The organism is Streptomyces sp. NPDC088707 (assembly GCF_044752725.1).
Taxonomy (GTDB): domain Bacteria; phylum Actinomycetota; class Actinomycetes; order Streptomycetales; family Streptomycetaceae; genus Streptomyces.
This window is the reverse complement of the sequence record NZ_JBIVLV010000003.1, coordinates 150,777-172,094: the sequence shown is the minus strand read 5'-3', so window position 1 is coordinate 172,094 and position 21,318 is coordinate 150,777. Positions and strand designations below refer to the sequence as shown.

20 protein-coding genes, 1 tRNA gene and 1 pseudogene are annotated in these 21,318 nt (G+C 70.7%); 12 read left to right on the top strand and 10 right to left on the bottom strand.

The features are described 5' to 3' along the window. Nucleotides 1–115: 115 nt before the first annotated feature. Complete coding sequence (locus ACIP84_RS11520; protein WP_355964199.1) at nt 116–994, top strand: glycosyltransferase family 2 protein; 879 nt, start codon at nt 116–118, stop codon at nt 992–994. A gap of 1,143 nt (nt 995–2,137) precedes the next feature. After that, nucleotides 2,138–2,564: pseudogene (gene xerC, locus ACIP84_RS11515) on the top strand (tyrosine recombinase XerC); the annotation flags it as partial. A gap of 97 nt (nt 2,565–2,661) precedes the next feature. Here the strand turns inward: xerC and ACIP84_RS11510 are convergent. Together ACIP84_RS11510 and ACIP84_RS11505 are read right to left on the bottom strand one after the other, a co-directional pair. Next, nucleotides 2,662–2,735, bottom strand: a tRNA-Pro gene (locus tag ACIP84_RS11510). Nucleotides 2,736–3,032: 297 nt separating this feature from the next. Beyond that, nucleotides 3,033–3,971, bottom strand: coding sequence for a metallophosphoesterase (locus ACIP84_RS11505; protein ID WP_319316004.1), 939 nt, complete (start codon nt 3,969–3,971; stop codon nt 3,033–3,035). A 74-nt stretch (nt 3,972–4,045) separates the two neighbouring features. Here ACIP84_RS11505 and ACIP84_RS11500 point away from each other — a divergent pair, with 74 nt between their 5' ends. Further along, a complete protein-coding gene (locus ACIP84_RS11500) occupies nt 4,046–4,510 on the top strand; it encodes a GatB/YqeY domain-containing protein (protein ID WP_355964191.1) in 465 nt (154 codons plus the stop codon). A gap of 81 nt (nt 4,511–4,591) precedes the next feature. Here the strand turns inward: ACIP84_RS11500 and ACIP84_RS11495 are convergent, their stop codons facing one another. Further along, on the bottom strand, nt 4,592–6,850 hold the full coding sequence (locus tag ACIP84_RS11495; protein ID WP_401797413.1) for a transglycosylase domain-containing protein: 2,259 nt from the start codon (nt 6,848–6,850) through the stop codon (nt 4,592–4,594). 416 nt (nt 6,851–7,266) lie between these two features. Here ACIP84_RS11495 and ACIP84_RS11490 point away from each other — a divergent pair, with 416 nt between their 5' ends. Continuing rightward, entirely contained in the window at nt 7,267–7,611 is a 345-nt protein-coding gene (locus ACIP84_RS11490) for a WhiB family transcriptional regulator (protein ID WP_015034550.1), read from the top strand. Nucleotides 7,612–7,684: 73 nt separating this feature from the next. Here ACIP84_RS11490 and ACIP84_RS11485 read toward each other — a convergent pair whose 3' ends face one another. Together ACIP84_RS11485 and ACIP84_RS11480 are read right to left on the bottom strand one after the other, a co-directional pair. Then, nucleotides 7,685–9,043, bottom strand: a complete 1,359-nt coding sequence (locus ACIP84_RS11485; RefSeq protein WP_401797410.1) for an ArsA family ATPase — start codon at nt 9,041–9,043, stop codon at nt 7,685–7,687. Beyond that, nucleotides 9,040–10,002 carry an ArsA family ATPase gene (locus tag ACIP84_RS11480; protein ID WP_401797407.1) on the bottom strand — a complete coding sequence of 321 codons (963 nt, stop codon included), beginning with the start codon at nt 10,000–10,002 and terminating at the stop codon, nt 9,040–9,042. Before ACIP84_RS11480 ends, ACIP84_RS11485 begins: the two co-directional genes overlap by 4 nt. A 122-nt stretch (nt 10,003–10,124) precedes the next feature. On the opposite strand from ACIP84_RS11480, the gene ACIP84_RS11475 reads away from it, so the two are divergent. From ACIP84_RS11475 to ACIP84_RS11455, 5 genes are all read left to right on the top strand, one after another. Further along, the gene (locus ACIP84_RS11475; RefSeq protein ID WP_015034547.1) at nt 10,125–10,283 is read left to right on the top strand and encodes a DUF4177 domain-containing protein; all 159 of its coding nucleotides are present in this window, start codon (nt 10,125–10,127) and stop codon (nt 10,281–10,283) included. Continuing rightward, nucleotides 10,280–10,750, top strand: coding sequence for a RidA family protein (locus ACIP84_RS11470; protein WP_355964182.1), 471 nt, complete (start codon nt 10,280–10,282; stop codon nt 10,748–10,750). The genes ACIP84_RS11475 and ACIP84_RS11470 overlap by 4 nt, the downstream gene beginning before the upstream one ends. A 120-nt stretch (nt 10,751–10,870) precedes the next feature. Beyond that, on the top strand, nt 10,871–11,737 hold the full coding sequence (locus ACIP84_RS11465; RefSeq protein WP_355964180.1) for an NUDIX hydrolase: 867 nt from the start codon (nt 10,871–10,873) through the stop codon (nt 11,735–11,737). Next, nucleotides 11,734–12,564, top strand: a complete 831-nt coding sequence (locus tag ACIP84_RS11460) for an MBL fold metallo-hydrolase (RefSeq protein ID WP_401797402.1) — start codon at nt 11,734–11,736, stop codon at nt 12,562–12,564. The genes ACIP84_RS11465 and ACIP84_RS11460 overlap by 4 nt, the downstream gene beginning before the upstream one ends. 115 nt (nt 12,565–12,679) lie before the next feature. Next, the gene (locus tag ACIP84_RS11455; protein WP_355964177.1) at nt 12,680–13,564 is read left to right on the top strand and encodes a prohibitin family protein; all 885 of its coding nucleotides are present in this window, start codon (nt 12,680–12,682) and stop codon (nt 13,562–13,564) included. 101 nt (nt 13,565–13,665) lie between these two features. On the opposite strand, the gene ACIP84_RS11450 is transcribed toward ACIP84_RS11455, so the two are convergent. Further along, complete coding sequence (locus ACIP84_RS11450) at nt 13,666–14,340, bottom strand: Crp/Fnr family transcriptional regulator (protein ID WP_015034542.1); 675 nt, start codon at nt 14,338–14,340, stop codon at nt 13,666–13,668. A 254-nt stretch (nt 14,341–14,594) separates the two neighbouring features. Here ACIP84_RS11450 and nth point away from each other — a divergent pair, with 254 nt between their 5' ends. From nth to ACIP84_RS11435, 3 genes are all read left to right on the top strand, one after another. Continuing rightward, nucleotides 14,595–15,629 (top strand): endonuclease III, encoded by a 1,035-nt coding sequence (gene nth, locus ACIP84_RS11445; protein WP_401797399.1) that lies wholly within the window; start codon nt 14,595–14,597, stop codon nt 15,627–15,629. 119 nt (nt 15,630–15,748) lie between these two features. Then, the gene (locus ACIP84_RS11440; protein ID WP_355964173.1) at nt 15,749–16,453 is read left to right on the top strand and encodes a CoA pyrophosphatase; all 705 of its coding nucleotides are present in this window, start codon (nt 15,749–15,751) and stop codon (nt 16,451–16,453) included. 66 nt (nt 16,454–16,519) lie between these two features. Beyond that, nucleotides 16,520–17,719 carry a MarP family serine protease gene (locus tag ACIP84_RS11435; protein ID WP_355964171.1) on the top strand — a complete coding sequence of 400 codons (1,200 nt, stop codon included), beginning with the start codon at nt 16,520–16,522 and terminating at the stop codon, nt 17,717–17,719. 109 nt (nt 17,720–17,828) lie between these two features. Here ACIP84_RS11435 and ACIP84_RS11430 read toward each other — a convergent pair whose 3' ends face one another. The 4 genes from ACIP84_RS11430 to nhaA form a co-directional block, all read right to left on the bottom strand. Continuing rightward, complete coding sequence (locus ACIP84_RS11430; RefSeq protein WP_355964169.1) at nt 17,829–18,026, bottom strand: hypothetical protein; 198 nt, start codon at nt 18,024–18,026, stop codon at nt 17,829–17,831. A gap of 213 nt (nt 18,027–18,239) precedes the next feature. Then, on the bottom strand, nt 18,240–19,178 hold the full coding sequence (locus ACIP84_RS11425; RefSeq protein ID WP_073908085.1) for an alpha/beta fold hydrolase: 939 nt from the start codon (nt 19,176–19,178) through the stop codon (nt 18,240–18,242). Continuing rightward, entirely contained in the window at nt 19,175–19,672 is a 498-nt protein-coding gene (locus ACIP84_RS11420) for a phage holin family protein (RefSeq protein ID WP_401797393.1), read from the bottom strand. The genes ACIP84_RS11425 and ACIP84_RS11420 overlap by 4 nt, the downstream gene beginning before the upstream one ends. Before the next feature lie 57 nt (nt 19,673–19,729). Further along, on the bottom strand, nt 19,730–21,124 hold the full coding sequence (nhaA, locus tag ACIP84_RS11415; protein WP_401797390.1) for a Na+/H+ antiporter NhaA: 1,395 nt from the start codon (nt 21,122–21,124) through the stop codon (nt 19,730–19,732). Nucleotides 21,125–21,318 lie beyond the last annotated feature (194 nt).

Here is a 21,318-nt window from a genome sequence, read left to right as displayed (position 1 = left end):
CGACAACCGAGGCTCGGGTGAACGGAAGGTGGCGCCGGCCGGTTAGCATCGCGGACCGGAACGAGTCCGGAGATGAGTGCCGGCGGACGCCGGTGACCGTGGAACGGAGAGAGTCGTGGCGCGACCTCGTGTGGGTGTGGCGGTACTGACGATGGGCACGCGCCCCGACGAGCTGCGGGCACTGCTCGACGCCGTGGCGGCGCAGGACGAGGCCGCCACCCGGATCGTGGTCGTCGGCAACGGCACCGGCACCCTGCCGGAGCTCCCCGAGGGCGTGACCGGGGTCGAACTGCCCGAGAACCGGGGCGTGTCCGGGGGCCGGAACGTCGCGATCGAGACCCTGCGCGCGTTCGGCGACGTCGACGTGCTGGTGGACCTCGACGACGACGGCCTGCTCGTCGACAAGGACGTCTTCCGCCGTCTGGCCGACCTGTACGAGGGGGACGACGCGCTGGGCGTCGTGTCGTTCCGCATCGCCGACGAGACGGGCGAGACGCAGCGCCGCCACGTCCCGCGCCTCGGGGCGAAGGACCCGATGCGCGGCGGCGAGGTCACGACCTTCCTGGGCGGCGGCCACGGCCTGTCGATGGCGATGCTCGACGAGATCGGCGGCTGGCCGGAGGACTTCTTCTTCACCCACGAGGAGACCGACATGGCCTGGCGCGCCCTCGACGCGGGCTGGAAGGTCGTCTACGAGCCGAAACTCCTCCTCCAGCACCCGAAGACCAGCCCGGCCCGGCACGCCGTCTACTACCGGATGACGGCCCGCAACCGGGTCTGGCTCGCCAAGCGCAACCTGCCGGCCCTGCTCGTCCCCGTCTACCTGGGCGTCTGGACCCTCCTCACGCTGGCCCGCACCCGCTCCCTGCCGGGCCTCGCGTCCTGGTTCGCCGGCTTCGCCGAGGGCGTCCGCCGCTCCTGCGGCCCCCGCCACCCCATGCGCTGGTCCACGGTCCGCCACATGACCCGCCTGGGCCGCCCGCCGGTCATCTGACCCGCCGACCGCCGCCCGCCCACGGGCGACGGCCCACCCCTGAGACCCCGGGAGCCCCGGCAACACAGAGCCCCGGAACCCCGGAACCCACTCAGGGGCCTGACCCGCTTTCGCGGATCAGGCCCCTGAACTGGTCATACGGCTGACGGGGTGGCGGGATTCGAACCCACGAGCTCTTGGTCCCGAAGCAACTCGGGTGCGTGTTCATCCTTGGGCTGCTGGGCCTCTCACCTGCGCTGATGGTCCGTAGACGTTCCCGCTCGTCCGCCGCTGTTCGTCGGCGTTGTCACGCAGTTGGACACTCACCACTCAACGGACATCACCGGCGCCCCCTTGCCAAGCAGCACGTCACCCCTCGCGGGATGTGGAGTTCTTCCCCTGCCTATCTACTGCGGCAGCAAGCGCAAGAAGTGCTTCAACCTGAGCCATTCGTATGCGGGTCTCGGCGGAGAGCCCTCGCTTCTCCCCTCGCTCGGCCGCTTCGAGCAGCTCCTGAGCTTTGTGCGCATGTGCAGCGTAGTCAGCCATGGGACCTCCGATGTGGGTGATCAATACCGTAGCGACCTGCTGATGGCGATGGGATGGCTTCGGCTGAGCTCTCACGCCCCACCAGACCGCTGACCTTTCCCGTAACTCGCCCCAACTCCCATCCCGTCTGCCGTCGACCCACACGCCGTGGAGTAGGCGCGGTGCCGGGCGTCCAGGAGGAGCGCGCCACTGTACGAACGACCTGGACGCCCGGTGCCGTGTCTGCTCGGCTCTGCCTGGGTCGACGGCAGACGGGATGGGAGTTCCCCACCGCCACACCCCACTGCCGGCACCCGCCCACGAGCCCCCTTCATCCCGGAGCCTGAGCGCCCCCGCCGGAGGCATCGTTCTGAGCCGCACCCGCATACTGCCTCGGCCGCATCGTGGTTCGTCGCCCATCAACCCAAGCCGTCAGGCGTGCGGCCGGCGCCCGGGCTGGAGCGGGGCGCAGACAGGAGCGCAGGCCCGGGCGACGGGCCGCGCGCGCCGCGCCGTGCGCGGCGGGTGCCTTGATGAGGTAGAGAAACCTGTAACAGCTCCCCTTGGTCCTACAGCTACTCCGTGGTGAGTGCGTCAGCGATGGCTTGCATGTCCTCGGTGACGACATCGGCCTGCGACGCTAAGACCCGGAAGTCCCGGCGGACGCTCGCCCTGCCGGCGTGCTGCGTCGAAGCCCTCTGGTATCGAAGATCAGGGCTGGGACCGGCTCGCCGCGGACGAGAAGTGGGAGGAACACGGCCTCGTCTTCTCCTCGGCCGTGGGCAAGCCGCTCGACGCGGCCAACGTCCGCCGCGCCTTCCGCCAGGCGCTCAAGGGCATCGTCGGGATCAATCCCGACGAGTGGACGCCCCGGGAGCTCCGGCACAGTTTCGTATCCCTGCTCTCCGACCGGGGCGTCCCGCTGGAGGTGATCTCTCGCCTCGTCGGGCACTCCGGGACGGCATTGACCGAGGAGGTGTACGGGAAGTAGATCCGGCCCGTGATCCAGACCGGTGCCGTGGTCATGGACGGGATCTTCGGCGGCGATCCGCAGCGGTCGTAGACACGCGAGGAGCGGTAGTCACGCAGATACACACGCAGACAGAAACAGGTGAGCCACCTAGCAATGTTGCTAGGTGGCTCACCTGCTGTTTCGGCTGTCGGGGTGGCGGGATTTGAACCCACGACCTCTTCGTCCCGAACGAAGCGCGCTGCCAAGCTGCGCTACACCCCGATGTCGCTGCTCTGTTGTTCACGTCGCGGCGACATCGATTACTTTAGCCCACGCGCGCGCTGAGGCGAAATCCGGTTTTCCGGCGGTCGCGGCGCAGGTCGGATGCGGTCCAGGCCCGGGATCGTGAGCCACTGGGCGGCGTGGCGCCGTCGGAGGGTGCCCGGGGCGGTGAGGAGCAGGAGGTCCAGGACCGTCCGCGAAGGAACGCGGCGTACGGCCTGCGGGCGGCGGGGAGCACGGCGGACGCCGGGACGGTGGTCGCGCGGTTCGGCGTGATCATGCTCCCCACCGTGGAGGTCAGGCGCGGGCCGTCAGCGTGAGGAGGGTGACCTCGGGCGGGCAGGCGAAGCGGACCGGGGTGTAGCGGCTGGTGCCGCAGCCCGCCGAGACGTGGAGGTAGGACGTGCGGTCGCCCACCGTGTGGGTGGAGAGGCCCTTCACCCGGTCGGTGTCCAGGTCGCAGTTGGTGACGAGCGCCCCGTAGAAGGGGATGCACAGCTGACCGCCGTGGGTGTGCCCGGCGAGGAGCAGCTCGTATCCGTCGCCCGTGAAGGCGTCGAGCGCGCGCAGGTACGGGGCGTGGACCACGCCCACCGAGAAGTCGGCCGACGCGTCGGGGCCGCCGGCCACCCGCTCGTACCGGTCGCGCTTGATGTGCGGGTCGTCGACGCCGGTGAACGCGAGGTCCGCCTGTGGGAGCTTCAGCCGGCCGCGGGTGTTGGTGAGGTCCACCCATCCGGCCGCGTCGAAGCCGTCCTTGATGTCCTCCCACGGGTTGTGGACGGCGCCGACGACCGGCTTGTTGCCGTTGAGGCCGTGCCGGCCCTGCGCCCTCTCCAGGAGGTAGCGGGCGGGGTTGCGGAGCCGGGGCCCGTAGTAGTCGTTGGAGCCGAAGACGTACACGCCCGGGAACTCCATCAGCGGGCCGAGCGCGTCGAGGACCTCCGGCACCGCTTCCGGGTCGGAGAGGTTGTCGCCGGTGTTGACGACGAAGTCCGGGCGGAGCCCGGCGAGGGACTGGAGCCAGGCGCGCTTCTTGCGCTGGCCGCTGACCATGTGGATGTCGGACACCTGAAGGACCCGCAGATCGGCCATGCCGGGCGGGAGCACCGGGACCGTCACGCGGCGGAGCCGGAACGAGCGGGCCTCGAAGCCCGCCGCGTAGACGATTCCCGCGGCCGCCGTGGCCGTGAGGCCTGCCGTGATCTTCAGGGGGATGCCGTACCGTGCGCGCATCCCCCCATCGTCGCAGACCCTCCGGGCGTAAATGCGCGGGCGGGTGGGGCGCCGCACCTGCCACACTTGACCCCATGACCACGCTGAAGGCGAAGCTCCAGGCCGACCTCAACGCCGCGATCCGGGAGCGCGACGAACTGCGCTCCTCGACCCTGCGGCTGACCATCACCGCGATCCAGAAGGAGGAGGTCGCGGGCAAGACCAAGCGCGAACTCTCCGACGACGAGGTGCAGAAGGTGATCGCCAAGGAGGCGAAGAAGCGCCGCGAGGCCGCGGAGGCCTTCGCCCAGGGCGGTCGCCTGGAGTCGGCCGAGCGGGAGAAGGCGGAGGGGGTCCTCCTCGACGCGTACCTGCCGAAGCAGCTCAGCGACGAGGAGCTCGACGGGATCGTCGCGGCGGCCGTCGCGGAGGCGAAGGCGGCGGGCGCCGAGGGCCCGCGCGCCATGGGCGCCGTCATGAAGATCGTGAACCCGAAGGTGGCCGGCCAGGCCGAAGGCGGGCGGGTCGCCGCCTCCGTGAAGAAGCTCCTCGCGGGCTGATCCCCCGGGAGCAGCGGCGGACCGAAGCGAAGAGGGCGCCCCCACCGAGGTGGGGGCGCCCTCACGCGTATCCGTGTGCCGTCAGCGGTTTCCGCCGCGGCCGTTGCCGCCGCCGATGACGCCGTCCGGGAGGGTGATCGGCGGGAACGTGTTGGCCGGGGGCTTGGTGTCGCCCGGCTTGCCGTCGCCCGGCTTGCCATCGCCCGGCTTACGGGGCTTGTTCGGCTTGTTCGGGCCCTCGTCGCCTTCCTTCGGGTCCTTGGGCTTCTCGGCCCGCGGTACGGAGATGGGGGCGAAGCCCGGAGTCTCCGAGGCGTTGAGGGCCCCGGTCATCGCGATCTTCCAGATGGGGCCGGGGAGGCAGCCACCGCAGACCTTGTCGTAGGTCACGCCGCCGATGGTGATGTCGTACATCGACTGCTTCTCGCCGACGTCGTCACCGACCCAGACGGCGGTGGAGAGGTTCGGGGTGTACCCGACGAACCAGGCGTCCTTGCGGTCGTTGGTCGTACCGGTCTTGCCCGCGTTGTCGCGGTCGCTGAGGCCGGCCTTGGTGCCCGTGCCGTCCTCGACGACGCCCTTCAGCATCTGGTTGATCATGTCGGCGGTGCGCTCGCTCATGGCGCGGGTGCACTTGGTGTCCGGCACGTTGAGCTTGTCGCCGTTGGCGGCCTTGACGGACTCGATGGCGATCGGGGTGCAGTGCATGCCGCGGTTGGCGAAGGTCGCGTAGACGGTCGCCATGTCGAGCGGGGTGCTCTCCTGCGCGCCGAGGGTGATCGAGGGGAGTTCCTTGACCTTCTTGCCGAGCTCACGCTCGTACCCGACGTTCTTGGCCATCGTGATCGTCTCGCACAGGCCGGCCATCTGCTCCAGCTTGGCGAAGTACGTGTTGATGGACTTGCCCAGGGCGCTGGTCATGTCGAAGGAGCCCTCCTCCGACTTGAGCTCGTTGCCGATCTCCCAGTTCTGGTAGCCGGCCGGCTTGCCGTCGCAGCGGGTGAAGTCGCCCTCCGGGATGTTGATCTTCCAGGGGGTGTCGAAGCTCTGCGCCGGGCTCAGGCCCTTCTCGAGTGCCGCCGCGGCCGTGATCGGCTTGAAGGTCGAGCCGACCTGGAAGCCGTACGTCGTGCCGCCCATCTTGCTGCCGACGGCGAGGTTCAGCGTCGTCTGGTGCTGCTTCTGGTCCAGGCCGTACGGGCGGGACTGGCCCATCGAGAGGATCTTGCCGGTGCCGGGCTGGACCTGCACGACGGAGGCGGCGACCGGGTCGTCCTTGTTGATCTTCGCGACGGCGGCCTCGTTGGCGGCGGCCTGCGCGCGCGGGTCGAGCGTGGTCTTGACGGTGAGTCCGCCCAGGTTCCACAGCTTCGTCCGCTCCTCGGCCGTCTTGCCGAAGACCGGGTCGCCGAGGATCGTCTTGCGGACGTAGTCGCAGAAGAAGCCGGCGCCGTCGACGGCGGTGATGCAGCCGTTCTTCGGGGTCCTGACCTTCAGCTTGAGCGGAGAGGCCTTCGCCGTGTCCGCCTCGGCCTGGCTGATGTCCTTCACGTCGGCCATCCGCTGGAGGACCACGTTGCGGCGCTTGGTGGCTTCCTGGATGTCGTTGATCGGGTCGTAGCGGCTGGGCGACTGGACGAGACCGGCCATCATCGCCGCCTCGCCGAGGCTCAGGTCGGCGGCGTGCTTGGAGAAGTACCGCTGGGAGGCCGCCTCGATGCCGTACGCCTGCTGCCCGAAGAACGTGATGTTGAGGTAGTTCTCCAGGATCTTCTTCTTGCCCAGCTCCTCCTCGACCTGGATCGCGAACTTCAGCTCGCGGACCTTGCGGCCGATGGTCTGCTGGGTGGCCTGCGCGACCTTCTCGGGGTCGTCACCGGCCTCCTCGACGAAGACGTTCTTCACGTACTGCTGGGTGAGGGTGGACGCGCCCTGCGAGACCCCGCCCGACTGCGCGTTGCGGTTGATCGCGCGCAGCACGCCCTTGAGGTCGATCGCCCCGTGCTCGTAGAAGCGGCCGTCCTCGATCGCGACGATCGCCTTCTGCATGTACGGGGAGATCTTGTCGAGCGGGACGACCGTCCGGTCCCGCGAGTACACCGTCGCGATCAGACCGCCCTCGGAGTCGAGGATCTTGGTGCGCTGACTCAGCGGTGGGGTCTTCAGGTTGGAGGGGATCTCGTCGAACCCCTCGACCGTGCCCTTCGCGGCCAGGCCCAGTGCGCCGGCCGCGGGCAGGGCGATGCCCGCCAGCACGGCTCCCGCGAGCACACTGACACCGAGGAACTTGGCGGCCTGCTGGGTCCCGGTCAGACCACCGCCGGAGCGCTTCTTTGCCATGGGGGCAGCCTACGTTCTCATTCGCCGGACACACGTATATGCCTTGGCCTAAGCTGCTCCCAACTGTCACAGCAGTGTGGTCTGGCATCAAGACCCGGGTGTGACTTCGGCATGAATCCCCGTGACCCCGAAACATGGGGACCTTGTGTCCGATTCCGGCTCATGCGTCACACGGTGCCCGAAGTGGCATCGTCGAAGTCGGACGTATCCAGGTGATATGTCCGCTTGCTCACGCATGTCCTTCGATCACTCCCCTGGGTGATCTGACGCGCACGCATAGTCCGTTCGGGCCATCCAAGATTGGGCCCGAAGGGGGTGTTGCGCTGTGCCCACCTTCCGTAACGTCCCAACTGGCAGCGGTGAATATGCCGCTGCCGCCGTGGGGGAGCCTCGATTCGGGAGAGGACGGCGCCGGTATGGGCTGGGTAGCTGACTGGAGTGCGCAGGCGGCCTGCCGCACTACCGATCCGGATGAACTTTTCGTACAGGGAGCGGCACAGAACAGGGCGAAGGCGGTGTGCACCGGATGCCCGGTGCGCACCGAGTGCCTCGCCGACGCCCTCGACAACCGCGTGGAGTTCGGCGTGTGGGGCGGCATGACGGAGCGCGAGCGCCGCGCCCTGCTGCGCCGCAGGCCGACCGTCACCTCGTGGCGCCGGCTCCTGGAGACCGCGCGCACGGAGTACGAGCGGGGAGCGGGCCTGCTGCCCGTGGCGATCGAGGACGACGCGACGTACGAGGCGTACGCCGCGGTCGGCTAGGCCGCGGTGGGCCGGGGCCCGACGGGTCGGGCCCTGAGGGGCCGGGCCTCGACAGGGCTCCGTACGACCAGGGTCACCGCCCGGCCGTGAGCCGGTCGCCGATGGCCCGCAGCCCGGCGAGGTCGTGCACGTCGCCGGGCAGGGCCGCCACTTCGGTCACCGCCACCTCGGGGTGAAGCGCGGTGAAGCGGTCACGCGTGCGCTGCTCACGCGCGAGCACCCGCATGCGCTCGGCATGCAGGCGCAGAAGTCCCGCGGTGAGATGTCGTACGTCGGTGTCGTCTCCGTGCTCGGTGTGCTCTGCGACGTCTCCAGCTGATTCCTGTGCCGGGTCGGCTGTGGGGGCAGCCTGGTGTACGGGAGGTGCTGCGGTGGCGGCGGTGGCGAGATCTGACGGCTCGTGCTCGGGCTCGGTGGCCGGGGAGCCACCTCGCTCAGTCTTCCCGGCCCCCTGATCCACAATGCGCCCCTCGTCAAGATTTTCCGCCGCGGCCCGCGCCCGCTCGGCCGAAAGCCGGGCGGCGGCGCTGCCGTGCACGCGGTTGAGGACGAGACCCGCCAGCGGCATCTCCTCGGCGGCCAGCCGCTCCACGAAGTACGCGGCCTCCCGCAGCGCGTCCCGCTCCGGCGTGGCGACCACGAGGAAGGCCGTGCCCGGGGCCTGGAGCAGCTTGTACGTGGCATCGGCGCGGGTCCGGAAACCGCCGAACATGGTGTCCATCGCCGCGACGAACGTCTGCACGTCCTTCAGGAACTGACCCCCCAGCAGCTTGCCGAGGGTCCCCGTCATCATCGACATGCCGACGTTCAGGAACTTCATCCCGGCCCGGCCGCCCACCTTCGCCGGGGCCATGAGCAGCTTGATGAACTTCCCGTCGAGGAAGGACCCGAGCCGCTTCGGCGCGTCCAGGAAGTCCAGCGCGGAGCGGGACGGCGGGGTGTCCACGACGATCAGGTCCCACTCGTCGCGCGCCCTGAGCTGGCCCAGCTTCTCCATCGCCATGTACTCCTGCGTGCCGGCGAATCCGGCCGAAAGAGACTGGTAGAAGGGGTTCTCCAGGATCGCCCGCGCCCGGTCGGGCTCCGCGTGCGCCTCGACGATCTCGTCGAAGGTCCGCTTCATGTCCAGCATCATCGCGTGCAGTTCGCCGCCGTCGGAGCCCTTGATCCCGTCGACCTTGCGCGGGGTGTTGTCGAGCGAGTCGATGCCCATCGACTGGGCGAGCCGGCGGGCCGGGTCGATGGTGAGGACGACGACCCGGCGGCCGCGCTCCGCCGCCCGCACGCCGAGCGCCGCCGCCGTCGTCGTCTTTCCGACCCCGCCCGCGCCGCAGCAGACGATGATGCGGGTGCCGAGGTCGTCGATCAGCGGGTCGAGGTCCAGGACCGGAACGGCGTCGAGCCCGTGCGCCTCGGGGGACTTCTCCGTCACGCGCCCACCCCTTGCTTCCGCAGTTCCTTCGCCAGTCGGTAGAGCCCCGCGATGTCCGCCCCGTCCCCCAGGAACGGGAGTTGGTACGAGGGGACGCCGATGTCGTCCAGGACCGCGCGCTGCGCCCGCTCCAGCTCCACCCGCCGGGCATGCTCGGACGCCTGGTCCAGGAGCGGCTCGACGAGCGTCGTACCGCCCGCGACGCCCACGGAGGCCAGCGTCCTGGCGATCGCGTCCCGGTGGTCGCCGGAGGCGGCCCGTACCGCCGCCTCGTCGAGGACGTGCGGCCGGACCATGTTCACCACGACCCGCCCCACCGGCAGTTCGGCCGCGCGGAGCTCCGCGATGCCGTCGGCGGTCTCCTGGACCGGCATCTCCTCCAGGAGGGTCACCAGGTGCACGGCCGTCTCGGGGGACTTGAGGACCCGCATCACGGCCTGCGCCTGGTTGTGTATCGGGCCGATCCTCGCCAGCCCGGCCACCTCGTCGTTGACGTTGAGGAAACGGGTGATGCGGCCCGTGGGCGGCGCGTCCATGACCACGTGGTCGTAGGTGTGGCCGCCGTGCTTCTCGCGCCGCCGGACCGCCTCGCACGCCTTGCCGGTCAGCAGGACGTCCCGGACGCCCGGCGCTATCGTCGTCGCGAAGTCGATCGCGCCGAGCTTCTTCAGGGCCCGCCCCGCGGTGCCCAGTTTGTAGAACATCTGGAGGTAGTCGAGGAGCGCGCGCTCGGCGTCGATCGCCAGCGCGTACACCTCCCCGCCGCCCGGGGCGACGGCGATCTTGCGTTCCTCGTACGGAAGGGCCTCCGTCTCGAAGAGCTGTGCGATGCCCTGTCTGCCTTCGACCTCGACGAGAAGGGTGCGCTTGCCCTCCGTCGCGAGGGCGAGCGCGAGGGCGGCGGCGACCGTCGTCTTACCGGTACCGCCCTTGCCGCTGACGACCTGGAGCCTGCTCACGCTGTCGAGCCTAACCACTGGCGGCCGTGCCCAATCAGGAGGCCGCCCCTGAGAAGCCCCCAGGGGGCGGCTTCAGGGCGGCCTCGGAGAGCCGCCCCGCGTCAGCGGATACAGTCGGGCCCATGACCAAGTGGGAGTACGTCACGGTGCCGCTTCTGGTGCACGCGACCAAGCAGATTCTGGACACCTGGGGCGAGGACGGCTGGGAGCTCGTCCAGGTCGTGCCCGGGCCGAACAACCCCGAGCAGCTCGTGGCCTACCTGAAGCGGGCCAAGTCGTGAGCGGGGCCGTCGAGGCGAAGCTCGCCGAACTCGGCCTGACCCTGCCCGCCGTGGTGCCGCCGCTGGCCGCCTACCAGCCGGCCGTGCAGTCGGGCGTGTACGTCTACACCTCGGGCCAGCTCCCGATGGTGGGCGGCGAACTCCAGCTGACCGGCAAGGTCGGCGCCGAGGTCACCGCCGAGGAGGCCAAGAAGCTCGCCGCCACCTGCGCGCTGAACGCCCTCGCGGCCGTGAAGTCGGTCGCCGGTGACCTCGACCGGATCAAGCGGGTCGTGAAGGTCGTCGGCTTCGTCGCCTCGGCCTCCGACTTCACCGGGCAGCCGGGCGTCGTCAACGGCGCCAGCGAGCTGCTGGGCGCGGTCCTGGGCGACAAGGGCGTGCACGCGCGCAGCGCCGTCGGCGTGACCGTGCTGCCGCTCGACGCCCCGGTCGAGGTCGAGGTCCAGGTCGAGCTGGTCGAGGCCTGAGCCTCCGCCTGCGGCCGTCCGCACACGTCACAGAGCCGGTTCTTCCGCCCGGGCCCGCAAGGGTCCACCCGGCGGGAACCGGCTCTCGTGCATTCAAGTACTTGCGCATAGCATCCGGCCATGTCGAATGGTCAGTGGTACCCGCCCGAGTGGCCCGACCGCATCCGCGCCCTCGCCGCCGGTGAGCTCACCCCGGTGACCCCGCGGCGCGCCGCCACCGTCCTGCTGCTGCGGGACGGGGCCGCAGGTCCCGACGTCCACATGCTGCGCCGCCGCGCCTCGATGGCCTTCGCCGGCGGGGCGTACGCCTACCCCGGCGGCGGGGTCGACCCGCGCGACGAGCACCCGGTGCGCTGGGCGGGGCCCTCCCTGGAGACCTGGGCGGCCCGGCTCGGCCTCGACGACCCCGCGCAGGCCCAGGCCGTGGTCTGCGCCGCCGTACGCGAGACGTACGAGGAGGCGGGCGTCCTGCTCGCCGGGGAGACCGAGGACGAGGTCGTCGGCGACACGACCGGCGAGGACTGGGAGCGGGACCGGGAGGCGCTCGTCGCCCGCGAGCTGTCCTTCGCCGACTTCCTGGACCGGCGCGGGCTCGTCGTCCGCTCCGACCTGCTCGGCGCGTGGGCCCGCTGGATCACGCCGGAGTTCGAGCAGCGCCGGTACGACACCTGGTTCTTCGTGGCCGCCCTGCCGGCCGGGCAGCGCACCCGGAACGCCTCCACGGAGGCCGACCGGACCGTCTGGATCCGCCCGGCGGACGCCGCCGCCGGCTACGACCGGGGCGAGCTGACGATGATGCCGCCGACGATCTCGACCCTGCGCACCCTGGAGCCGTACGGCACGGCCGCCGACGCCCTCGCGGGGGCGCGGGAGCAGGACATGACCCCGGTGCTCGCACAGGCCCGTCTGGAGGGCGACGAGCTGGTCCTGAGCTGGCCGGGCCACGAGGAGTTCACCAAGATCATTCCGATGGGAGGCGCGCGATGAGCGACGCCGCCGCCCTGCCCGGCCAGCCGCGCGGACTCGTGGTGTCCGGGCCCGCGACCGAGCGCGCCGTGAACGTCCTCGCGCCGAACCCGTCCGCGATGACCCTGGACGGCACCAACACCTGGCTGCTCTCCGAGCCGGGCTCCGACCTCGCCGTGGTCGTCGACCCGGGGCCGCTCGACGAGAGCCATCTGCGGCACGTGATCGACACCGCCGGGAAGCTCGGCAAGCGGGTCGCGCTCACGCTGCTGACCCACGGACACCCGGACCACGCCGAGGGCGCCGGGCTCTTCGCCGAGCTGACCGGGACGGCCGTACGGGCCCTCGACCCGGCGCTGCGGCTCGGCGACGAGGGGCTCGGCGCGGGGGACGTGGTGACCGTCGGCGGCCTTGAGCTGAGGGTCGTCCCGACGCCCGGCCACACCTCCGACTCGCTCTCCTTCCACCTGCCGGCCGACCGGGCCGTCCTGACGGGCGACACGATCCTGGGGCGCGGGACGACGATGGTGGCCCATCCGGACGGGCGCCTCGGCGACTACCTGGACTCGCTGCGGCGGCTGCGCTCGCTCACCGTCGACGACGGGGTGCACACGGTCCTGCCGGGGCACGGACCGGTCCTGGAGGACGCGCAGGGGGCCGTGGAGTTCTATCTGGCGCACCGGGCGAGCCGGCTGGCCCAGGTGGAGACGGCGGTCGAGAACGGCCACCGGACGGCCGCGGAGGTCGTTTCCCATGTGTACGCGGACGTGGACCGCTCGCTGTGGCCGGCGGCCGAGCTGTCCGTACGGGCGCAGCTGGAGTACCTGAGGGAGCGCGGTCTGGTCTGAGGGCCGGGCGGAGATGTCACGATCCGGAACCGAGCGGGGCCCCGGCGCGTCGGTCGTCTTGACCTGTGCTTTACGCTCCGCTTACTTCTGGCCGTAGCTTTCGGGGGGAACGCCCGTGTTCGTCATTGCCATCCTGCTGGTCATAGCCGCAGTGGTGCTCTTCTTCGTCGGTCGTGCCAACGACTCCAAGGGGCTGAAGTTCGGCGCCCTCGGAGCGGTCCTGGCCGGCGTGTTCTCGTTGATCGTGAGCATGACGTACGTGATCAGCGCGTACGAGGTCGGCGTGCCGGTCGCCTTCGGCAAGGTCGGCTCGCCCATGACCTCCGGCATGCACGTGAAGTCGCCCTTCACCGACGTCACGACCTTCTCGACCCGCCCGGTCGACCTCAACCTCTCCGACAAGGACGTGGTCGAGGTCCGGTCCTCGCAGGGCGGTGTCATGTACGCCGAGGTCACCGTCAAGTGGGCCGTCGTCCCGACCAAGTCCGTGGAGCTCTACAAGCTCGCGGGCAGCGAGGACGCCATCCAGCAGCGCCTCGTCTACCCGGACAGCCGGGAGATCGTCCGTAACGTCTTCGCCCGCTACACCAGCGAGCAGGGCTACGCCTCCGACCGCGAGAAGATCAACGCCGAGATCGGCGCCCTGATCAAGGAGCGCCTGGCCCCGCGCGGCATCGACGTGACCACGGTCAACCTGCGCAACGTGAAGCCCTCGGACTCGCTCCAGGGCCAGATCGACCGGAAGATCCAGCAGCAGCAGGCCACCGAGCGCGCCACCGAGGCCGCCCGCACCGCCAAGGCCGAGGCCGACCGCCGCCGGATCGAGGCGGAGGGCATCGCCCGCGCCAACAAGATCCTCAACGACTCGCTGACGGACCGGGTCCTCATGAACCAGTGCATCGACGCGTTCAAGGAGGCCGCGGCGAAGAACCCGATCTACACCGTGCCCTGCGCGAACGGCTCCTCGGCGCCGGTGATCGTGGACGGCTCGAAGCGCTGACGACGAGCCCGTAGGCGGCGTACGGGAAGGGCCGCCCCCGTCTGTCGACCGGGGCGGCCCTTTCTCGTACGAGGATGCTCGTCGCGTCCGTACGAGGATGCCTAGCGCGAGCGCTTCGCGAGACGCTCCACGTCCAGCAGGATCACGGCACGGGCCTCCAGGCGCAGCCAGCCGCGCTGGGCGAAGTCGGCGAGCGCCTTGTTGACCGTCTCGCGGGAGGCGCCGACCAGCTGGGCCAGCTCCTCCTGGGTGAGGTCGTGGACGACGTGGATGCCCTCCTCCGACTGCACGCCGAAGCGGCGCGACAGGTCGAGGAGCGCGCGGGCGACACGGCCCGGGACGTCGGAGAAGACCAGGTCGGACATCTGGTCGTTGGTCTTGCGCAGCCGGCGGGCGACGGCGCGCAGCAGCGCGGTGGCCACCTCGGGGCGCGCGTTCAGCCAGGGCTGGAGGTCGCCGTGGCCCAGGCCGAGCAGCTTGACCTCGGTCAGCGCGGTGGCGGTGGCGGTACGCGGGCCCGGGTCGAAGAGCGACAGCTCACCGATCAGCTCGCCGGGGCCGAGGACGGCCAGCATGTTCTCCCGGCCGTCGGGGGAGGTGCGGTGCAGCTTCACCTTGCCCTCGGTGACCACGTACAGGCGGTCGCCGGGGTCGCCCTCGTGGAAGAGCGCGTCGCCACGGGCGAGCGTCGCCTCACTCATCGAGGCGCGCAGCTCGGCAGCCTGCTCGTCATCGAGCGCCGCGAAGAGCGGGGCGCGCCGCAGAACGTCGTCCACGAGTTCTCTCCATACTGTCGACCTGCTCAGGGACCTGCGTCCCATGATGCCGGACGTACAAAACCGTGCGATCAATCACAACAAGTTTGACGTACCGAGTCGCTCGTCCGTACGTCAGGGGCCCGATTGGGCGCTGATCGGCCACGCCCGGGGCGGATGTCGGTGGTGGCCCCTAGGCTGGCCGGGTGTCCAACTCGCCGGTGAGAGCGCAGGCCAAGGGGGCTGAAAGAGTGTCGGCCGAAGGTAATTCCGCTGTGGGCGAACACGGCGTGTCGAAACAGGCGAAAGTCGCAAATCGGAAGCCCGTGAAGCCTGTGGAGTCCGCGAAGACCGCGAAGACCGCGAAGACCGCGAAGACCGCGAAGACCGCGAAGACCGCGAAGACCGCGAAGACCGGCAAGGCCGCCAAGGCGGCCGAGCCCGTGGAGGCGGCGAAGCCCGTGAAGGCGGCGAAGACCACCGAGCCCGGGAAGACCACCGAGCCCGCGAAGGGCGCCAAGCCCGTGAAGCCCGCCAAGCCCGAGTCGCGGCTCGCGATGGTCCGCCGGGCCCGCCGGATCAACCGCGAGCTCGCCGAGGTCTTCCCGTACGCCCATCCGGAGCTCGACTTCCGCAACCCCTTCGAGCTGCTCGTCGCCACGGTCCTCTCGGCGCAGACCACCGACCTGCGGGTCAACCAGACCACCCCGGCCCTCTTCGCGAAGTACCCCACCCCCGAGGACCTCGCCGCCGCCGTGCCGGAGGAGGTCGAGGAGCTCATCCGCCCCACCGGCTTCTTCCGCGCCAAGACCAAGTCGATCATGGGTCTCGCCGCCGCGCTCCGGGACGACTTCGGCGGCGAGGTCCCCGGCCGCCTCGAAGACCTCGTCAAGCTCCCCGGTGTCGGCCGCAAGACCGCCTTCGTCGTCCTGGGCAACACCTTCGGGGTCCCCGGCATCACCGTCGACACCCATTTCATGCGGCTCGCCCGGCGCTGGCGGTGGACCGAGTCCGACGACCCCGTGAAGATCGAGGCCGAGGTCGCCACGATCTTCCCGAAGAGCGAGTGGACGATGCTCTCGCACCGGGTGATCTTCCACGGCCGCCGCATCTGCCACGCCCGCAAGCCGGCCTGCGGCGCCTGCCCGATCACCCACCTCTGCCCGTCGTACGGGGAGGGTGAGACCGATCCGGAGAAGGCGCGGAAGCTGCTCAAGTACGAGATGGGCGGCTTCCCCGGCCAGCGGCTCGACCCGCCGCCCGGCTACCCGGGCCGCCCGGCGCCCCCACTGGGCGCGGGCGAAGGCTGAGACCCCGTTCCCCGACCCGCCCGGAAGAGCTCCGAAGGGAGCTTCGGAGGGAGCTCCGAAGGGAGCTGCAGAGGGAACGAACCCGTCCATCGATCGCGTTGTGAAACTCGGGGGTGCCTATGACGCGCACTGACGAAGAGATCCACGGGCCCGGCACCGGCGGGCTGCTCAGCAGGGACGGGCTGCCCGACTGGCTCGGGCCCGTCGACCGGGCCGCCCGCACGGTCGAGCCCGAGCAGCTGAGCCGCTTCCTGCCGCCCGCGAGCGGCGCCGGACGGCAGTCCGCCGTCCTCGTCCTCTTCGGCGAGGGCGACCGCGGTCCCGAGCTGCTGCTCATGGAGCGGGCCGGCAGCCTCCGCTCGCACGCGGGACAGCCCTCCTTCCCCGGCGGCGCCCTCGACCCCGAGGACGGGCCCCCGGCGGACGGCGGGCTGCTGCGCGCCGCCCTGCGCGAGGCCCAGGAGGAGACCGGGCTCGACCCGTCAGGCGTCCAGCTCTTCGCCGTCCTTCCCCAGCTCTACATCCCGGTCAGCGGCTTCGTCGTCACCCCGGTCCTCGGCTGGTGGCGCGCTCCCAGCCCCGTCGGGGTCGTCGACCCCGGCGAGACCGCCCGGGTCTTCACCGTGCCCGTGGCAGATCTCACGGATCCGGCGAACCGCGCGACCGCGGTCCATCCGAGCGGCCACCAGGGCCCCGCGTTCCTGGTCGCATCGGCTCTGGTCTGGGGTTTTACCGCCGGAGTGATCGACAGACTGCTCCACTTCTCCGGCTGGGAGCGCCCCTGGGACCGGTCGAAGCAGGTCCCGCTCGACTGGCGCTCATGACAGGCTGAACCCCGGCGGAACGGCTGATCCCCGGCGACCGGAAACGAATCTGCGAGGCAATTGACGGTGAACGTGCTGGACATCCTGCTGCTGCTCGCCGCCGTCTGGTTCGCGATCATCGGTTACCGCCAGGGATTCGTGGTCGGCATCCTGTCGGTGATCGGCTTCCTCGGTGGCGGCCTCGTCGCCGTACTGTTGCTGCCGATCCTCTGGGACCAGCTCACCGACAACAGCGAGGTCTCGACCACGGCGACGGTCGTCTTCGTGATGGTGGTCATCATCTGCGCCTCCGTCGGCCAGGCCTTCACCACCCACCTGGGCAACAAGCTGCGCCGCCACATCACCTGGTCGCCCGCCCGCGCCCTCGACGCCACCGGCGGCGCCCTGGTCAACGTCGTCGCGATGCTGCTCGTGGCCTGGCTGATCGGCTCGGGCCTCGCCCGTACCACCATGCCCACCCTGGGCAAGGAGGTACGCAACTCCAAGGTGCTGCTCGGCGTCGAGCAGGTGATGCCCGATCAGGCGTCCCGCTGGTTCGACGACTTCAGCTCCACCCTGGCCCGCAGCGGCTTCCCGCCGGTCTTCAGCCCCTTCGCCAACGAGCCGATCACCCCGGTCATGCCCCCCGACCCGGCGCTCACCCAGAGCCCGGTCGCCGCCCGCGCACAGCGCTCCATCGTGAAGGTCGTCGGCACCGCGCAGAGCTGCGGCAAGGTCCTCGAAGGCACCGGATTCGTCTTCGCCGACCGCCGCATCATGACCAACGCCCACGTCGTCGGCGGCGTCGACGAGCCGACCGTCCAGATAGGCGGCGAGGGCAGGCTCTACGACGCCAAGGTCGTCCTCTACGACTGGCAGCGCGACATCGCCGTCCTGGACGTGCCGGACCTCGAGGCCACGCCGCTGACCTTCACCGACGAGGACGCCCGCAGCGGCGACAGCGCGATCGTCGCCGGGTTCCCGGAGAACGGCTCGTACGACGTGCGCTCGGCGCGCGTGCGCGGCCGTATCAACGCGGACGGACCCGACATCTACCGCCGGGGCGAGGTGCGCAGGGACGTGTACTCGCTGTACACGACGGTCCGCCAGGGCAACTCCGGCGGCCCGCTCCTCACCGTCGACGGCGAGGTGTCCGGCGTGATCTTCGCCCGCTCCCTCGACGACGCGAACACCGGCTACGCCCTGACCGTCGACGAGATCCGCGAGGACATCGAGCGCGGCAGGACCGCCGACCAGGAGGTCGACACCCAGGCCTGCGCGCTGTAGGCCCGCTGCTCCTCCCCCCACCGCGACCGGGGCGCCCGCCGCTGGAGGCGACGGGCGCCCGCGGCGCTGTCAGGGGTGCTGTCAGAGGTGCTGTTACGAGGAGGTGCTGTTACGGGGTGTCGCGGGGATGCCTGAGCCGGGCCGAGACCCAGCGGGCCCGGCGGCGGAGGATGCGTGAGATCCCCACCCCCTGCGCGGCGTGCGCACCGCCCGGATCCGGCGGTCCGGCCCCCTCGCGGAAGCCCTGCCCGGCGGCCGAGCGGCGGTTGCGTGCTGTCGTGTCACCGTAGTCGTGCGTCCAGCCCATACCTCGACGTGTGCCCGTGCCCCAAGGTCGGTAACCGCCCCGGGGCCCGCCAATCGGAGTATGCGCGAGGCACATGGCCGTTCGAAGGAAGTCTGTACGCACCGGAGCGGCCAGAGGGGCCGTCAGCAGCCGGCCGGAGGCCGTCGGCGGGGTCGACCGACGAACGTCGGCGGGGTCGACCGACGAACGTCAGCGGGACCGGCCTGCGACCCGTCAGCGGTCGGGCTCGGGGTCCTTCAGCCAGTTGACGAGCTCCGTCGAGAAGGCCACCGGGTCCTCCTCGTGCGGGAAGTGACCGAGCCCGTCGAAGAGCCGCCAGCGGTACGGCGCCTCCACGTACTCGCCCGATCCCGCGGCGCTGCGGGTCCGCATCACCGGGTCCAGGGAGCCGTGCAGATGCAGGGTCGGCACCCGCACCGGCCGCTTCATGCGCCGGTTGAACTGGATGCCGTCCGGGCGGGCCAGCGACCGCACCATCCAGCGGTACGGCTCGATCGAGCAGTGCGCCGTCGACGGGACCAGCATCGCCCGCCGGTACACCTCGATCGCCTGCTCCTCGGAGGCACGGACGGGCCGCGGCCCCGACCAGTCCCGGATCAGCTCGCCCACCAGCGCCGCGTCGTCCGCGACGAGCTGACGCTCCGGCAGCCACGGCCGCTGGAAGCCCCAGATGTGCGAACCGGCCCGCGACTGGGCGAAGTCGGAGAGCATCGCCGAACGCCAGCGGCGCGGGTGCGGCATCGAGGAGACCACGAGCCGGCGCACCAGCTTGGGCCGCATGACGGCCGCCGTCCAGGCGAGGTAGCCGCCCAGGTCGTGCCCGACGAGCGCCGCGTCCGGCTCGCCCAGCGAGCGGATGACACCGGTGACGTCGAGGGCCAGGTTGGCCGGGTCGTAACCCCGGGGGGTGCGGTCGCTGCCGCCGACCCCGCGCAGGTCCATCGCGACGGCCCGGAACCCGGCCTCGGCGAGCAGGGGCAGCTGATGGCGCCAGGTCCACCAGAACTGCGGGAAGCCGTGCAGGAGCAGCACCAGGGGGCCGTCGCCCATCTCGGCGATGTGGAAGCGGGCGCCGTTGGCGGCCACGTCGCGATGGGTCCACGGCCCGTCGAGCCGGACGGGCCCGCCGTTGCTGCTCTCGGGGAGGGTCATACCGACGAGCGTGCCACAGTGGGGGCCGTGTCCAGCGCCTTGTCCAGCGCCTTGGCGGGCTCCGGGCGCGGGTGCGGCTTGACGGTGGAGATCACCGCGGCCGTCTGCTTGACCGAGGCGATGGACTTCTCCGGCGGCTTGACCTTCTTGAACTTGGCGTACGCGATCACGCCGAGCAGCACCGCGAGCAGCACGTTCGCCGCGAAGGAGAGCAGGAAGCACCAGACGAGGTTCCAGCCCCCGTTCCCGTTGTGCCCGCCGGTCCAGGTGTTGATGGCGTACGCGAGCGCGAAGCTCAGCATCGGCAGGGAGAACAGCAGCACGACCGCGGCCGTGATCCCGGCCGCGCTCCCGATCACACCGCGCTTGACGTCCTGCCTGATCTCGGCCTTGGCCAGGGCGAGCTCGTCGTGCACCAGCGCGGACATCTCGGCGGTCGCCGAGGCGACCAGCTGGCCGAGGCTGCGCTCGGTGCCGTCGTACGGGTCGCTCATCGCTGCTCCCTCTTCTCTTCTGCGGTCCGAGTTCTCTTCTACGCGGTCCGACTCAGATCATGCCGGACGGTCGGCCCCGTCGCGCGGTGCCCCCGCCAGTTGGGCGCGCTGACGGTGTTCCGCGGCCTTCTTCTCGTAGATCTCGGCCATCCGCAGGTGGTACGCCGGGTCGTGCTCCTCGTAGATGTCGGGGATGCCGTCCTGGTCGTCGTCGCGCTCCTCCGCGGAGACCAGGGCCTGGTACCGGCGGACCCGCAGTTTGAGTAGCACGGAGGCGAGGACGGCCGCGATGAGCGAGCCGATGAGGACCGCGGCCTTCACCTCGTCGGTGAGGGCCTCGTCGCCGGCGAAGGCGAGCTCGCCGATGAGCAGCGAGACGGTGAAGCCGATACCGGCCAGGGTGGCGACGGCGAGGACGTCCGGCCAGGTCAGGTCGGGGTTGAGCTCCGCACGGGTGAAGCGGGCGGCCAGCCAGGTGCCGCCGAAGATGCCGACCGCCTTGCCGACGACGAGACCGAGGACGACGCCGAGGGTGACGGGCTGGGTGAAGACGTCGTGGATCGCGCCGCCGGAGATGCTCACGCCGGCCGAGAAGAGCGCGAACAGCGGGACGGCGAGACCGGCCGAGAGCGGGCGGACGAGGTGCTCGATGTGCTCGCCGGGGGAGTGCTTCTCACCCTCCCGGGTGGTGCAGCGGAGCATCAGGCCCATGGCGACACCGGCGATGGTGGCGTGGACGCCGCTGTTGTACATCAGACCCCAGATGACCAGGGCCAGCGGGACGTACACGTACCAGCCGCGGACCTCCTTGCGGAGCAGCACCCAGAAGAGGAGGAGTCCGGCGAAGGCGCCGCCGAGCGCGGCGAAGTTCAGATCGCTGGTGAAGAAGATCGCGATGATCAGGATCGCGAAGAGGTCGTCGACGACGGCGAGGGTGAGCAGGAAGGCGCGCAGCGCGGAGGGCAGCGAGGTGCCGATCACGGCGAGGACGGCGAGCGCGAAGGCGATGTCGGTGGCGGTGGGGACGGCCCAGCCGTCCATCGAGCCGTCGCCGAGGGTGTTGACCAGGGCGTAGACGAGGGCGGGCGCGGCCATGCCGCAGAGGGCGGCGATGACGGGGAGCGCGGCGGCCCTGGGGTCGCGCAGTTCGCCCGCGACGAGTTCGCGCTTGAGCTCGATGCCGGCGACGAAGAAGAAGACCGCGAGGAGGCCGTCGGCCGCCCAGTGCTGGATCGACAGGTCGAGGCCGAGGGCGGCGGGGCCTATGTGGAAGTCGCTGACGGACTCGTAGCTGCCGCTCAGGGTGTTGGCCCAGACGAGGGCGGCGACGGCGGCGAGGAGGAGCAGGACACCACCGACGGTCTCGGTGCGCAGGGCGTCGGTGAGGTACTGGCGCTCGGGCAGCGGGAGACGGCCGAGGAACTTGCGGTCGGTGGGTGCGGGCGCGGCCACGGGGGAGAACCTCCGGTCGGGTGGGCAGGACTGAGCACATGCCGACCAGACTTCCCGGCGCACCTAGGCTTTCTTGTCGCGTCGTCGACGCGGTCCTTACTTTACCTAACGAGCGGGGGTTGGGTCCGGTGAGATTCACTTTAGGGACGTTTGCGGCTTTCGTCCCTCCGGAGAAGGGCAGACGACACGCCCGC

Coding starts and splice junctions, on each gene's coding strand:
- ACIP84_RS11505 (WP_319316004.1), bottom strand. CDS start 3,971: ATGCGCGCACGGTACGGCATCCCCCTGAAGATCACGGCAGGCCTCACG.
- ACIP84_RS11500 (WP_355964191.1), top strand. CDS start 4,046: ATGACCACGCTGAAGGCGAAGCTCCAGGCCGACCTCAACGCCGCGATC.
- ACIP84_RS11495 (WP_401797413.1), bottom strand. CDS start 6,850: ATGGCAAAGAAGCGCTCCGGCGGTGGTCTGACCGGGACCCAGCAGGCC.
- ACIP84_RS11490 (WP_015034550.1), top strand. CDS start 7,267: ATGGGCTGGGTAGCTGACTGGAGTGCGCAGGCGGCCTGCCGCACTACC.
- ACIP84_RS11475 (WP_015034547.1), top strand. CDS start 10,125: ATGACCAAGTGGGAGTACGTCACGGTGCCGCTTCTGGTGCACGCGACC.
- ACIP84_RS11465 (WP_355964180.1), top strand. CDS start 10,871: ATGTCGAATGGTCAGTGGTACCCGCCCGAGTGGCCCGACCGCATCCGC.
- ACIP84_RS11460 (WP_401797402.1), top strand. CDS start 11,734: ATGAGCGACGCCGCCGCCCTGCCCGGCCAGCCGCGCGGACTCGTGGTG.
- ACIP84_RS11440 (WP_355964173.1), top strand. CDS start 15,749: ATGACGCGCACTGACGAAGAGATCCACGGGCCCGGCACCGGCGGGCTG.
- ACIP84_RS11430 (WP_355964169.1), bottom strand. CDS start 18,026: ATGGGCTGGACGCACGACTACGGTGACACGACAGCACGCAACCGCCGC.
- ACIP84_RS11425 (WP_073908085.1), bottom strand. CDS start 19,178: ATGACCCTCCCCGAGAGCAGCAACGGCGGGCCCGTCCGGCTCGACGGG.
- ACIP84_RS11420 (WP_401797393.1), bottom strand. CDS start 19,672: ATGAGCGACCCGTACGACGGCACCGAGCGCAGCCTCGGCCAGCTGGTC.